Source organism: Stutzerimonas stutzeri, assembly GCF_018138085.1.
In the GTDB taxonomy this organism is placed as follows: Bacteria; Pseudomonadota; Gammaproteobacteria; order Pseudomonadales; family Pseudomonadaceae; genus Stutzerimonas; species Stutzerimonas stutzeri_AI.
In genome coordinates this window covers 1,753,797-1,766,312 of sequence record NZ_CP073105.1, presented here as the reverse complement: position 1 = coordinate 1,766,312, position 12,516 = coordinate 1,753,797, and the positions used below count along the sequence as shown (strand labels likewise).

The 12,516-nt window shown below is 62.1% G+C and carries 12 protein-coding genes; 3 read left to right on the top strand and 9 right to left on the bottom strand.

The features are described 5' to 3' along the window. Window positions 1-440 precede the first annotated feature (440 nt). Entirely contained in the window at window positions 441-1,202 is a 762-nt protein-coding gene (locus KCX70_RS08240) for an SDR family oxidoreductase (protein WP_102851063.1), read from the bottom strand. 212 nt (window positions 1,203-1,414) lie between these two features. On the opposite strand from KCX70_RS08240, the gene KCX70_RS08235 reads away from it, so the two are divergent. Beyond that, entirely contained in the window at window positions 1,415-2,419 is a 1,005-nt protein-coding gene (locus tag KCX70_RS08235; protein ID WP_021207716.1) for an NADP-dependent oxidoreductase, read from the top strand. 58 nt (window positions 2,420-2,477) lie between these two features. Here KCX70_RS08235 and pyrF read toward each other — a convergent pair whose 3' ends face one another. Next, a complete protein-coding gene (pyrF, locus tag KCX70_RS08230) occupies window positions 2,478-3,173 on the bottom strand; it encodes an orotidine-5'-phosphate decarboxylase (RefSeq protein WP_212619864.1) in 696 nt (231 codons plus the stop codon). Window positions 3,174-3,321: 148 nt separating this feature from the next. Here pyrF and KCX70_RS08225 point away from each other — a divergent pair, with 148 nt between their 5' ends. Further along, entirely contained in the window at window positions 3,322-3,489 is a 168-nt protein-coding gene (locus KCX70_RS08225) for a DUF2897 family protein (RefSeq protein WP_021207714.1), read from the top strand. Between the two features lie 111 nt (window positions 3,490-3,600). Next, the gene (locus tag KCX70_RS08220) at window positions 3,601-6,192 is read left to right on the top strand and encodes a bifunctional diguanylate cyclase/phosphodiesterase (RefSeq protein ID WP_212619863.1); all 2,592 of its coding nucleotides are present in this window, start codon (window positions 3,601-3,603) and stop codon (window positions 6,190-6,192) included. Window positions 6,193-6,206: 14 nt separating this feature from the next. On the opposite strand, the gene KCX70_RS08215 is transcribed toward KCX70_RS08220, so the two are convergent. The 7 genes from KCX70_RS08215 to KCX70_RS08185 all read right to left on the bottom strand — a co-directional run bounded on the left by KCX70_RS08215 (window position 6,207) and on the right by KCX70_RS08185 (window position 12,128). Beyond that, window positions 6,207-6,755: a hypothetical protein gene (locus KCX70_RS08215; RefSeq protein ID WP_212619862.1), complete on the bottom strand. Its 549-nt coding sequence runs from the start codon at window positions 6,753-6,755 to the stop codon at window positions 6,207-6,209. Between the two features lie 22 nt (window positions 6,756-6,777). Next, entirely contained in the window at window positions 6,778-8,208 is a 1,431-nt protein-coding gene (locus tag KCX70_RS08210) for a PLP-dependent aminotransferase family protein (protein ID WP_102851067.1), read from the bottom strand. Between the two features lie 125 nt (window positions 8,209-8,333). Beyond that, window positions 8,334-9,140, bottom strand: coding sequence for an OmpA family protein (locus KCX70_RS08205; RefSeq protein ID WP_212619861.1), 807 nt, complete (start codon window positions 9,138-9,140; stop codon window positions 8,334-8,336). Beyond that, window positions 9,137-9,466 carry a DUF4398 domain-containing protein gene (locus KCX70_RS08200; RefSeq protein WP_102851069.1) on the bottom strand — a complete coding sequence of 110 codons (330 nt, stop codon included), beginning with the start codon at window positions 9,464-9,466 and terminating at the stop codon, window positions 9,137-9,139. The genes KCX70_RS08205 and KCX70_RS08200 overlap by 4 nt, the downstream gene beginning before the upstream one ends. 31 nt (window positions 9,467-9,497) lie before the next feature. After that, complete coding sequence (locus tag KCX70_RS08195) at window positions 9,498-10,322, bottom strand: substrate-binding periplasmic protein (RefSeq protein ID WP_212619860.1); 825 nt, start codon at window positions 10,320-10,322, stop codon at window positions 9,498-9,500. A 126-nt stretch (window positions 10,323-10,448) separates the two neighbouring features. Continuing rightward, complete coding sequence (locus KCX70_RS08190) at window positions 10,449-11,378, bottom strand: electron transfer flavoprotein subunit alpha/FixB family protein (RefSeq protein WP_212619859.1); 930 nt, start codon at window positions 11,376-11,378, stop codon at window positions 10,449-10,451. Beyond that, window positions 11,379-12,128, bottom strand: coding sequence for an electron transfer flavoprotein subunit beta/FixA family protein (locus KCX70_RS08185; RefSeq protein ID WP_021207707.1), 750 nt, complete (start codon window positions 12,126-12,128; stop codon window positions 11,379-11,381). Window positions 12,129-12,516 lie beyond the last annotated feature (388 nt).

Sequence of the window (12,516 nt, the reverse complement as noted above, 5' to 3'; positions counted from 1 at the left end):
TTTCACTACGATGCCGCCCCTTTCGCGGTCGAGACCGCTCCCACAGGGTTCAGCGCCGCGCTTGTAGGAGCGGTCTTGACCGCGATCTTTTCACTACGATGCCGCCCCTTTCGCGGTCGAGACCGCTCCCACAGGTTCAGCGCCGCGCTTGTAGGAGCGGTCTTGACCGCGATCTTTTACTACGATGCCGCCCCTTTCGCGGTCGAGACCGCTCCTACAGGGTTCAGCGCCGCGCTTGTCTGAGCGGTCTTGACCGCGATCTTTTACTACGATGCCGCCCCCGTTCGCGGTCGAGACCGCTCCTACAGGGTTCAGCGCCGCGCTGGTGGGAGCGGTCTTGACCGCGATCTTTTCGCTACGGTGCCGCCCCCATTCGCGGTCGAGACCGCTCCCACGGGTTCGGCCCAGCCCTTGTAGAAGCGCTTTTGGGTCCGGCGGCGTTAGATAGCCGTTGCGCCGCCGTCGACCGCCAGCGCATGCCCTGTGGTGAACGCGGCGCCGTCGCTACAGAGATAGAGCACCGCGGCGGCGATCTCTTCCACCGTGCCGATGCGCCCGACCGGGTGCATGGCCGCGGCGAAGTCGGCCTTGCGCGGATCGGCTTCGTAGGCACGGCGGAACATGTCGGTATCGATCACAGCCGGACAGACCGCGTTGACCCGAATCTTCTTTTTGGCGTATTCGATCGCTGCGGATTTGGTCAGCCCGATCACCGCGTGCTTGGATGCCGCGTAGATGCTCATCTTCGGCGCCGCGCCCAGGCCGGCAACCGATGCGGTATTGACGATCGCACCGCCGCCCTGAGCCAGCATCACCGGCAACTGATGCTTCATGCACAGCCAGACGCCTTTCACGTTGACGCCCATGATGGCGTCGAACTCAGCCTCGCTGCCTTCGGCCAGGCGCCCCTGCTCGATCTCGATCCCGGCGTTGTTGAAGGCATAGTCGATGCGGCCGAAGCGTGCCACGGCTTGTTCGACCATCGCCTGGACGTCCGCGTCGCGGGTGACATCGCAACGAACAAACAATGCCTCGCCACCGGCGTCGTGAATGGCCTGGGCACAGGCGGCGCCGCCCGTTTCGTCAAGGTCGGCCACCACGACCTTAAGCCCTTGCCGGGCAAACGCCAGTGCCGTCGCGCGACCAATGCCGGCCGCCGCCCCTGTTACCAACGCCACCTGACCGGAAAAAGACATGCTCATGCTCAATACCCTTATCGATTGAAAAGCTTGCGAGTCCTAACGTGACCACAAGCCACGCAGCGGTCATGTTTATACCGCTATCCCCCATGCGACTTAACAGACATGTGGCGATATCACTCAGGCGGATGCCAGTGCATTCCAGCTTTCCTGCCATGCTTGCAGAGCCGAGCTCGACGGGCTACACCAAGCTTTTGCCCACCTCAGAGGTATTCATGGACACGACCAACCGCCAGTTCCTTCTGGCCAAGCGCCCAGTCGGCGCTCCGACCCGCGACACCTTCGAGTTCGTCGAAAAACCGCTGGGCGAGCTCGGCCCGAACCAGATTCTCGTCAAGAACGAGTACCTGTCGCTCGACCCCGCCATGCGTGGCTGGATGAACGACGCCAAGTCCTACATCCCGCCGGTCGGTATCGGTGAGGTGATGCGTGCGCTGGGCGTGGGCAAGGTCATCGCGTCCCAGCATCCGGGATTCGCCGAAGGCGACTACGTCAACGGTGCGCTCGGTGTTCAGGATTATTTTCTCGGCGAGCCGAAAGGGTTTTACAAAGTCGACCCGAACCAGGCGCCACTGCCGCGCTTCCTGTCCGCGCTGGGCATGACCGGCATGACGGCCTATTTCGGCCTGCTGTCGGTGGGTGAACCCAAGGCGGGCGAAACCGTGGTGATCTCCGGTGCGGCCGGTGCGGTGGGCAGTGTTGCCGGGCAGATCGCGAAGATAAAAGGCTGTCGCGTCGTGGGCATCGCCGGCGGAGCCGACAAGTGCCGTTTCCTCGTCGACGAACTGGGCTTCGATGCCGCCATCGACTACAAGAGCGAAGACGTCGCCGCGGGCCTGAAACGTGAATGCCCCAAGGGCGTCGATGTCTATTTCGACAACGTTGGTGGCGACATCCTCGATGCGGTGCTGACCCGCATCGGCGTAGGCGCGCGCATCGTCATCTGTGGTGCCATCAGCCAGTACAACAACAAGGAAGCGGTCAAGGGGCCGGCCAACTACCTGTCGCTGTTGGTCAACCGTGCGCGCATGCAAGGCATGGTGGTAATGGATTACGTCTCGCGCTATCCGGAAGCCATGAAAGACATGGCCGGCTGGATGCAGAGCGGCGAGTTGAAGAGCAAGGAAGACGTGGTCGAAGGCCTGGAAACGTTCCCGGATACGCTGATGAAGCTGTTCACCGGCGGCAATTTCGGCAAGCTGGTGTTGAAGGTCAGCTGACCTTTGTCGCCAGCGCAGACGGTTGTCGCAGGCGCGACGACCGTCTGTACGACACGGCTTAGGCCAGCTCGCCGACCACCACAGCCAACGCCCGGGCCGGATCGGCTGCCTGCGCGATCGGGCGGCCAATCACCAGATAATCCGATCCCGCGGCCATGGCTTCGGCCGGGGTGAGAATCCTCCGCTGATCGTCCGCCTGGCTACCGGCCGGTCGAATACCCGGGGTGACCAGACTCAACTGCGCGAAACGCGCCTTCAGGGCTTGCGCCTCCTGCGCCGAGCAGACCAGACCGTCGAGGCCTGCGTCCGCCGCCAGTCCTGCCAGACGCAGCACCTGCTGCTGTGGTTCCAGATCGAGGCCGATATCGGCCAGGTCCGCCTGCTCCATGCTGGTCAATACCGTGACGCCGATAAGCAACGGCCTGGGCCCGTTTACCTTGTCCAGGGCATCGCGACACGCGGCCATCATCCGCCGGCCGCCGGAGCAGTGAACGTTGACCATCCAGACACCCAACTCCGCTGCGGCGCTGACCGCCATTGCCGTGGTGTTGGGGATGTCATGGAATTTCAGGTCGAGAAACACCTCAAATCCCTTAAGTTGCAGCGCTTCGACAATTTGCGGACCGCAGCGGGTGAACAGTTCCTTGCCGACCTTGACGCGGCATAGCGCCGGGTCGAGCTGAGCGGCCAAGGCCAGCGCGGCATCACGGGATGGAAAATCGAGCGCAACGATGATGGGGGTCTGGCAGGACATGAGCATTCCTCTGCAATTTCGGCGCGCATTGTCGCAGAAAATACTCATCGAGGCCGCCCGTTCGTTGAGCCGTTCGGGCACGCCATGGCGCGGCTGAACAGCGTGGAGTAAGGTGAAGCACGCGCAAAAAATCATCAGGAGAAAAGACATGCCTTGGTATATCTGGTTACTGCTGGTCCTGGTCCTCGGCATGATCGTTGGCGGGCTGATGGCCTTGCGCGCGGATGCCCGGAAAATCCCACTGACCGACGAGCAGAAACGACGGATCGCCCAGCGCAACGCCGAAGCGGACGCCGAAGACGCGCGCAACAGGTAGCTCGATCGGGCCCTGGGCCCGCATAACCCGCGAAAATAGCTGACCCATCAGTCAAAGATGGCTTTTGGCCTTCATACAAGAGATGATTCTGCCTTCCTCAAGGAAGCCTCAATGCCGTCGGAACCGTCGTCGATCCAAGTCAGCAACCCCAAAGCCCAAGCGACATTCTCGAAGCGTATCCTGCCCGGTATCGCTTGTGTGCTGGCTGCTGCGCTGATCGCCGCCGCGGTGGCGATCATTCATATCGCACGTACCATCGACCGCGATGCGCTGACGCAGCAAACCGCTCTGGTCGGCAAGGCCTTCGAGGCGCGCCAGCGCAACATGGCCCGCCAAGTCACCGACAACGCATTCTGGGGCGACGCCTATGCCAATCTGAGCAAGCGGGTGAATACCGCCTGGGCCTATGACGAGGAAAACCTCGGCCCGTCTCTCTATAACGACTTCGGCTATGAGGGGCTGCTGGTCATCGCGAGCGATGGCGAAACGACCTACTCGGTCATCCACGGCGAGCTGGTCGAGGTCGACGCGCGCCAATGGCTCGGTGGCGGTCTGGAGACGTTGCTCGGGCAAGCCCGCGAAGCCGTTGAAGATGATGAGTCCGTGGTCGGTCTGCTAACGGCGGACGGGCATCCGGCGATGGTTGCCGCAGCCGTGATGATACCGGGCGGGAGTGATGTCGAGCCGATGGACCGTCCCGCCTCGACCCTGCTTTTCGTCGATGTGCTGGATGCCGAACAGCTGATTCAGCTGGGCGAGCACTATACGGTCGAAGGCCTGCGTGTCGATGAACGGACGACCCGCGGCCATGACGCATCGCTCACCCTGCAGAGGGTCGACGGGACGCCCCAGGCGTTTACCTGGGATCTGTCTCAGCCGGGGCACTACCTGCTTTGGATCACCTTGCCGGTGCTGGCTGCGGTCACGCTGGGGCTTGGCATCCTGGCCTGGCTGCTGCTGCGTCAAGCGCTCAAGACCGTCAGGTTCATGGACGCCAACTACGAGCGACTATCCCGTAGCCGCAAGGCACTGGCAGCCAGCGAAGAGCGTTTCCGCGACGTGGCGGAAGCCGCATCGGACTGGATCTGGGAGACCGATCAGAACGCGCGTCTAACCTATCTCTCCAATCGATTCGAGGAAATCACCGGGCATCAGCCTTCCGCCTGGATTGGCCACCCTTTGATCGATCTGCTGATCAGCGATCAGGCCGCGCTGCACGACTGGCTGGCCGCGCCACACCGCGCACCGCTGCGCTGCAGCTATCAGGCGGCCAACGGCTGCGAGCGAAACTGCCGGTTGTCCGCACGGGCCATCTACCGGGACGACACGCTGCTGGGGTACCGGGGCACGGCAAGCGACATCACCGAGGAGACCCGAGCCCAGGCGCGGGTGCAGTATCTGTCGCAGCATGACGCCCTGACCGGCCTGCCGAATCGCAACCGCCTGCGCGACTATCTGGACAGCAAACTGTCCACGCTCACCAGCGGATCCAGACTGGCCGTGCTGTACATCGACCTGGACCGCTTCAAGCCGGTCAACGACACGCTGGGCCATGGTGCGGGCGATGAAGTGTTGGTCGGGGTATCCGATCGCCTCAAGCAATGCACCCGCGGCGACGACTTGGTGGCACGGCTGGGCGGCGACGAATTCGTCCTGGTCATGAGCCGTCTGCAACACAACGAGGATGTCCAGAGGCTCTGCGCCCGTATCGTCGAGGCGATCAGCGAGCCCTTCATCTATGAAGGTAAACAGATTCATATCGGCGCCAGTATTGGCATCGCCATGGCGCCGACTGACACCAACCTGGCCAGCGAACTGTTGCGCTGCGCCGACATCGCGCTGTATCAAGCCAAATCCGATGGTCGTGGTACCTGGCGGTTCTACGGCAGCGATATGGACCAGCGCCTGCTCGAGCGGCGCCGCCAGGAGGACGAACTGCGCGAGGCCATCGTCGATGGTCAGTTCGTGGTCTATTACCAGCCGCGCTACTTCAGCGAAGGCATGCGCATCAATGGTGCCGAAGCGCTGCTGCGCTGGCGCCACCCGAGCCGCGGCCTGCTGCAACCTGAGCACTTCATTCCGCTGGCCGAAGAAACCGGCTTGATCGTTCCGCTCGGCGAATGGGTGCTGCGTCAGGCATGCGCCGAGGCCAGCGGCTGGGCCGAAGACTTGATGATCTCGGTCAACCTGTCGCCCTTGCAGCTACGCAACGATGTGCTCCCCGATCTGGTTCAGAGCGTACTGCGAGAAAGCGGGCTGCCAGCCCACCGTCTTGAGCTGGAAATCACCGAAACGGCGCTGCTGCAGGAGAACCGCCGCACCCTGGATGTGCTCAACGAATTGAAGAGCATCGGCGTACGCCTGGCGATGGATGACTTCGGCACCGGCTACTCCTCCCTGAACAACCTGCGCCATTACCCGTTCGACACGATCAAGATCGACGGCAGCTTTGTCGTGGGCATGACGCATTCGAGCGAAGATCATTCCATCGTCAAGGCACTCATCGACCTCGGTCGCGGCCTGGATATGCGCGTCACGGCCGAGGGCGTGGAGACCTCGGAACAGTTGATGCGCCTGGTTGCCGACGGCTGCAGCGAAATGCAGGGCTTTCACATGAGCTACCCGCTTCCGGCGGACGCCTTGCGGGCTTTGCTGGCGAACGTCGAAAACGAAGCGATCCCGAGCTGCAACCCGGTGCGCTAGCGCGTCGAACCAACTCAGCGTTTCAGTTCGAAATTGATTTCAGCCCCATCGATCAGCGGATCATCCTCCTGCAAGCCTTGTAGAAGGCGTCCACTCATCTGCACCGAGTTGTTGGCTTCCCGCGATTCGAACAACGGCGGCAACAACTGCATCGAGGCGGTATCTTCCCCGTGCCCCGGTTCGAGTTCCTTGGCCCAGTCCTCCGGAAGACTCAGGTCAAGCTCGGCCTCGGGCAACTCGACACGTTCGGGCGCGACCTTCTTCTTCGGGCTCGCCGGTGCCGCCGCCACCGGCTTGGGCGGCGCGGGAGCGACCTGCTCTGACGGCAGCCGCTCGGATTCCTCATCGACGACCGGATCGAGCTCAATCTCGATGGCCGGGGGCTTGCGTGCATCGCGGTTGGCGTGTTCGGTAGCCGCAGGTTCGAGGGTGCTCAGTGGCTTGGCGTCAGTGGCCGTGGTTTCCACCTTGGGTTTGGCCGGCGGCCCTGGCTGCGGTGGCAGCTTGTCCCCGTCACAGGCGACCAACAAGGGAAGCGCAAGCAGCAAACTCAAGCATTTCATGGCCAACGCCTCCTCGATCCTGTCAGTTCGATTGCCGGCAAAGGTCCCCCGCCAGCTCGCCGAGTGTCTTCAGTGCTCGCTCAGCCTCTGCCGTCCAAGGCAACCCGCAATTGAGCCGCACGCAATGATTGAACTGCTCGGTGTTACTGAAGATCAAGCCCGGCGCAATGCTGATGCCGCGCTTGAGCGCCTGAACGTGCAGCTCCTTGGTATTCACCCGAGCAGGCAGACTGACCCAGAGAATGAAGCCACCGGTGGGTCGCGTCATCTGCGTGCCCTCCGGGAAATAACGTTGCACGGCCAACTGGAAGGCACTGAGGTTCTTCCGGTATTCGTGGCGGATGTAACGCAGGTGGCGATCATAGCCGCCGTTCTCCAGATACGCCGCAACACCCATCTGCGTCACGCTGCACGCCGAATGCGTGCTGAACGTCTGCAAGCGCTGAATTTCGTCACGGTAGCGCCCGGGAATGATCCAGCCAATGCGTACCCCAGGCGAAATCGTCTTTGAGAAGCTAGAACAGTAGATCACTCGTCCGTCCACATCGTTGGACTTGAGCGCCCTGATGGAACCCACATCGAACAACAACTCACCATAGATATCGTCTTCGACAATCTGGATGTCGAAATTCGCCGCCAACTTCAGCAACTGCTTCTGCCGCGCGTCGGGGACGCTGCCGCCAAGCGGATTGCTCAGGCGCGCCGTCAGTACCAGCGCCTTGATCGGCCACTGACTGGCCGCCAGCTGCAGCGCTTCGAGGCTGAGCCCGGTATCCGGATCGCAGGGAATTTCGATGACCTTGAGCCCAAGCAGATCGGCCAGTTGCAACAGGCCGTAGTAGCTGGGCGATTCCGCCGCGATCAGGTCGCCGGGCTTGGTCAAAACCCGAAGAGACATCTGCAGCGCATCGACGCAACCATGAGTGATCACCACTTCATCCGGTCCGACGACCACACCGGCGTCGCGCATGCGGATCGCCACCTGCCGGCGCAGCGGCTCGTAACCGGGGCTGAACATGTAGCTGAACGCACGCTGGCTCTGGAAGCGGGTCACCTTGGCCAGTTGCTGATGCAGCGCACGCGCCGGCAGGTAATCCACATGGGGCACGGCGGCGCCCAACGGAATCAGACCATCGCGGCGTGACTCGCTCAGCACCTGGTTGATGATGCTGCTGCGCGTGACCAGCGTCGGCCGCTCGACCTGAGCGATATCAGGGGTCGGCGCGGTCAGTGCCGGCGTGTGATGAACATAGAAGCCGGACTGCGGACGCGCCCGGATCATCCCCTGGTCTTCGAGATTGGCGTAAGCCTGCAGCACGGTCGCATGGCTGACGTTGAGCTGCATGCTCATCTTGCGCACCGAAGGCACACGCTCGCCCGGGCGATAAACCCCTCGCCGGATGTCTTCGGCGAGCTGATGTGCGATGCGCTGATAAAGCAACAGATTGGTCATAACGTCCGTCCCCGCCAACTGAACCATAACAGTAGTCCAACACTGTTATGCTCGACCAATACAGTTAACGGCTAACTCGCCGACACAGTCCGTTACCTTTGGTCAGCGCAACGATACACGGGAAATTAACGCGGGCTGCTGAGACGGCCCTGCTCATCGGAAAACAGAATCTCGACCCGCCGATTCTGCGCCCGCCCACGCGCCGAGGCGTTCTCGGCGACGCGGTGCTGCTCGCCATAACCCACCACCTCCATGCGTGCGCCGTCGATCCCCAGGCTTTGCATGAAATCGCTCACCGCCTGCGCCCGAGCCTCGGACAGAGCCAGGTTCTCGGCCGCGTCGCCTCGATTGTCGGTGTAGCCCTCGATCCTCACCCTGCGCTTGGGATTGAGCTGCAGGAAACGCACGACCTTGAGCAGCGTGCGATTGGCCGAAGGGCCGAGCTCGGCGCTGGCAGCCTCGAACAGTACATCGCCCAACGTCATCACCAGGCCACGATCGGTTTCCGCCGCAGCCAGACTGACCATCTGATCCTCCAGCAAGCGACCTTGCTGCTGGGCATCGAGCAAGCGCGCCTCCTGCAGCGCCTGACGCAAGCGCTCCCGCTCCATCGCCAATTGGGTGGCACGCCGCTGCTTCTGAATCTGCTCGCTGTGCTGGCGGGCGATCTCGCTGTAACGCTGGCTCAGATAGGCATAATGCTCGACGTCCGCATCGCCGCCCCAGTAGTCGGCAAAGCGATTGGCCCGCTCCAGCGATTCGGCAGCTCGCATCACATCTTTCGGTGCATCGTGAAGCGTCTGCGGATCGTCACCGACACTCTGGAACGCCAAGGTCGCCTGTTCCAGTTGCTGGCGGGACGCCTGCGAAGCACAACCCTGGAGCCCAGCCAGCGCTACCAGCAACACGGGAATAGAAAGCACCGCTCTCACCGCAGATCTCCCAACTGTTCACGTAGCCGCGCGATGCGTCGCTGCAACTCGGCCAGCTCCTGATCACGCTTATCGTTAATTACGCTGGCCTCCGCCAGCCGGGCGTCCAACTCCGCCCTTTCGGCAAGCCGCCGTGCCTTTCGGAAGTCTTCGTCCCGCATCGCCGCCATCGCAGCCGCGTACTCGTCTTCTGCCAGCACCAGCTCCGGTGTCTGCTCCGAGGCGCCTGCCGAGCGCGCCAGCGTCAGCGCCTGCTCGGTGAGACGCAACTGTTCAGTCGGTGCGGGATCGCTGACACAACCGGCCAACGCCAATAGCCCGAGCATGCAGGAAAGGTGTTTGTTCAAGGGAGAGGTCCTAGCGTTGCGAGTTGCTTGTCGATGCCGGTTGCTGCTTCCAGCGTTCGAGATTGTCTACCAGCAGCTGTTGCGGCACGCCGGCGGCACGCAATTCTGTCATTTTTATCGCCAGCTGTCCGCGCAACCACGGCCCGTTGCACGCAGAGTCGTGCGCCACCGCGAAATGCATCCCACTCCGGCTCACCGGCGGTTCCAGTCGCTGGATATTGTCCAGCCAGCCCTGCCGACCGGCCTGCGCGATGGCGTTGTAGCGTTCATGCAGCACGTAGTCGGACTTGCCCGCCAAAAGCCCCTGCACAGCCTCGGCCAGGCTTGGAGCGGTACGCAGACGCAGGTGCTTGTCGGCGTAGGTCCGGAACTCGCTACCGAAGCGCGTCGTGGCGACGTAGGTGCCTGAGTGACCTGCCAGCTCGTCGCGACTGGAGTAGAGAAAGCCAGGCTCGTTGCGTACCCACGCCGATGTTTGCAGCTCAGCAATTGGAGGATGGATGAAATCCAGATACGCCAGTTGCTGCACGTCGATCACCGCATCGGCCAACAGGTCCACCCGACCGCTGCGAACTTCTTCCAAGGCTTTTTCGGCGTTCCCGGTGTACAGCAGCTCCAGTTTCAGCCCCAGCGAGTCGGTGATCTGCTTCAGCAGGTCGGCATTCGCGCCCACCAGACGCTTGGGATTCTGCGGATCGCGCCATAGAAACGGTGGATTGTTCGCGCCACCGGTTGCGATCAGCCGATCGCACTTGGCTGCCGCCGCGTTCGCCGCGAAAGGCGTCGCCAACAACAAGGCGGTCAAGGCGAATGTCAGCGAAACGGCACAGCGCATGGAAAACCTCTGAATTGGGACTCGGACTGGCGCCGGTGAGCGCCTGGCGATCTTACCATCGCTAGTCGCACGCGAGCGCCCACAAAAAACCCGCTACGAGAGCGGGTTTGTTTGGCAGCGGCTCGGTCAGACGAGACGCTCGAGCTCCGGCAGGATCTCGAACAGATCGCCCACCAGGCCGTAGTCGGCGACCTGGAAGATAGGCGCCTCTTCGTCCTTGTTGATCGCAACGATCACCTTGGAGTCCTTCATGCCGGCCAGGTGCTGGATCGCACCGGAGATGCCGACGGCGATGTACAGCTGCGGCGCGACGATCTTGCCGGTCTGGCCAACCTGCATGTCGTTCGGCACGAAGCCGGCATCGACCGCGGCGCGCGAAGCGCCGACCGCAGCGCCGAGCTTGTCGGCCAGCGAGTACAGGTGCTTGAAGTTGTCGCCGTTCTGCATGCCACGGCCGCCGGACACGACGATCTTCGCCGCGGTCAGCTCGGGACGATCGGACTTGGCCAGCTCTTCACCGACAAAGCTGGAAACACCAGCGTCGCCAGCACCCGATACCTGCTCGACAGACGCCGAGCCGCCTTCGGCGTTCACCGGATCGAAACCGGTCGAACGAACGGTGATGACCTTGATCGGTGCGCTGGATTGCACGGTGGCGATGGCATTGCCGGCATAGATCGGACGCTTGAAGGTGTCGGCACTTTCAACGGCGATGATTTCGGAAATCTGATCGACATCCAGCAGCGCCGCGACGCGTGGCAGGAAGTTCTTGCCATTGGTAGTAGCCGCGGCCAGCACGTGGCTGTAATTCTTGGCCAGCTCGGCGATCAGCGGCGCGACGTTCTCGGGCAACTGGTGAGCGTAGGCGGCGTTGTCGGCAACCAGTACCTTGGAGACGCCTTCGATTTTCGCAGCGGCTTCACCGATGGCTGCGCAGTCGCTACCAGCGACCAGCACATGGATGTCACCACCGATGGCTTTCGCGGCGGCCACGGTGTTGAGCGTGGCGGCAGCCAGGACGGCATTGTTGTGTTCAGCGATAACCAGGATAGTCATTTAGATTACCTTCGCCTCGTTCTTCAGTTTCTCGACCAGTTCTTCCACGGACTTGACCTTGATACCGGCGCTGCGTGCAGCTGGCGCTTCGACCTTGAGGACCTTGACGGTGGAGGTGGTGGATACACCCAGCGCGTCCGGAGTCAGAACTTCCAGCGGCTTCTTCTTGGCTTTCATGATGTTCGGCAGCGAGGCGTAGCGCGGCTCGTTCAGGCGCAGGTCGGTGGTGACGATGGCCGGAAGGTTCAGCGAAACGGTCTGCGCGCCGCCGTCGATTTCACGCTCGACGCTGACCTTGTCACCCGACACTTCGACTTTCGAGGCGAAGGTGCCCTGGGCAAACCCGGTCAGCGCACCCAGCATCTGGCCGGTCTGGTTGTTGTCGCTGTCGATGGCCTGCTTGCCGAGGATGACCAGCTGCGGCTGCTCCTTGTCTACGACGGCTTTGAGCAGCTTGGCCACGGCCAGCGAGTTGAGCTCTTCGGTCGACTCGACCAGCACCGCCCGATCGGCACCCAGTGCCAGTGCGGTACGCAGCTGCTCCTGCGCAGCGGTCGGTCCGATGGAAACCACGACGATTTCACTAGCCACGCCCTTCTCTTTCAGGCGTACGGCTTCTTCCACGGCGATTTCGCAGAAGGGGTTCATCGACATCTTGACGTTGGCGAGGTCGACGCCGGAGTTGTCCGCCTTGACGCGGACCTTGACGTTGTAATCGACCACTCGTTTGACAGCTACAAGAATCTTCATGGATTCCTCGTTACTCTCCGGTGAATAGAATTTCGCTGAGGCGAACCGAGCCATGCTCGAGGTCCAGGCCGTCAACTCAGCCATTGGACCTGTTCGGCGAGCACAAAACTGCCCGTATCTTGACTGCAGCCGTAAGCCGGGGTCAACAATGCGAATGACCCGCCATAACAGGCCGTGTGAAAACTACCGCGCTCGGTTATGCCGCGTTAAAACACGCTCGTTTGCGAGCCCAGTCGGAATGCTTATTACAACCCGTAAACTCGCGTGCGAGCCCAGTCCGCTTCCTCGCCTGTTTCCGCGTTGCCTAACTGTCGCTCGCTACGTTTTCACCCGGCCTGATGAGCCGCAGTTTCCGGATTCTAACAGGCTGACGAAAAATTCAAACAAA

Excerpts from the sequence above, each read along its gene's own strand:
- KCX70_RS08240 (WP_102851063.1), bottom strand. The coding sequence starts at position 1,202 with ATGAGCATGTCTTTTTCCGGTCAGGTGGCGTTGGTAACAGGGGCGGCG.
- KCX70_RS08235 (WP_021207716.1), top strand. The coding sequence starts at position 1,415 with ATGGACACGACCAACCGCCAGTTCCTTCTGGCCAAGCGCCCAGTCGGC.
- pyrF (WP_212619864.1), bottom strand. The coding sequence starts at position 3,173 with ATGTCCTGCCAGACCCCCATCATCGTTGCGCTCGATTTTCCATCCCGT.
- KCX70_RS08225 (WP_021207714.1), top strand. The coding sequence starts at position 3,322 with ATGCCTTGGTATATCTGGTTACTGCTGGTCCTGGTCCTCGGCATGATC.
- KCX70_RS08220 (WP_212619863.1), top strand. The coding sequence starts at position 3,601 with ATGCCGTCGGAACCGTCGTCGATCCAAGTCAGCAACCCCAAAGCCCAA.
- KCX70_RS08215 (WP_212619862.1), bottom strand. The coding sequence starts at position 6,755 with ATGAAATGCTTGAGTTTGCTGCTTGCGCTTCCCTTGTTGGTCGCCTGT.
- KCX70_RS08210 (WP_102851067.1), bottom strand. The coding sequence starts at position 8,208 with ATGACCAATCTGTTGCTTTATCAGCGCATCGCACATCAGCTCGCCGAA.
- KCX70_RS08200 (WP_102851069.1), bottom strand. The coding sequence starts at position 9,466 with ATGCTCGGGCTATTGGCGTTGGCCGGTTGTGTCAGCGATCCCGCACCG.
- KCX70_RS08195 (WP_212619860.1), bottom strand. The coding sequence starts at position 10,322 with ATGCGCTGTGCCGTTTCGCTGACATTCGCCTTGACCGCCTTGTTGTTG.
- KCX70_RS08190 (WP_212619859.1), bottom strand. The coding sequence starts at position 11,378 with ATGACTATCCTGGTTATCGCTGAACACAACAATGCCGTCCTGGCTGCC.
- KCX70_RS08185 (WP_021207707.1), bottom strand. The coding sequence starts at position 12,128 with ATGAAGATTCTTGTAGCTGTCAAACGAGTGGTCGATTACAACGTCAAG.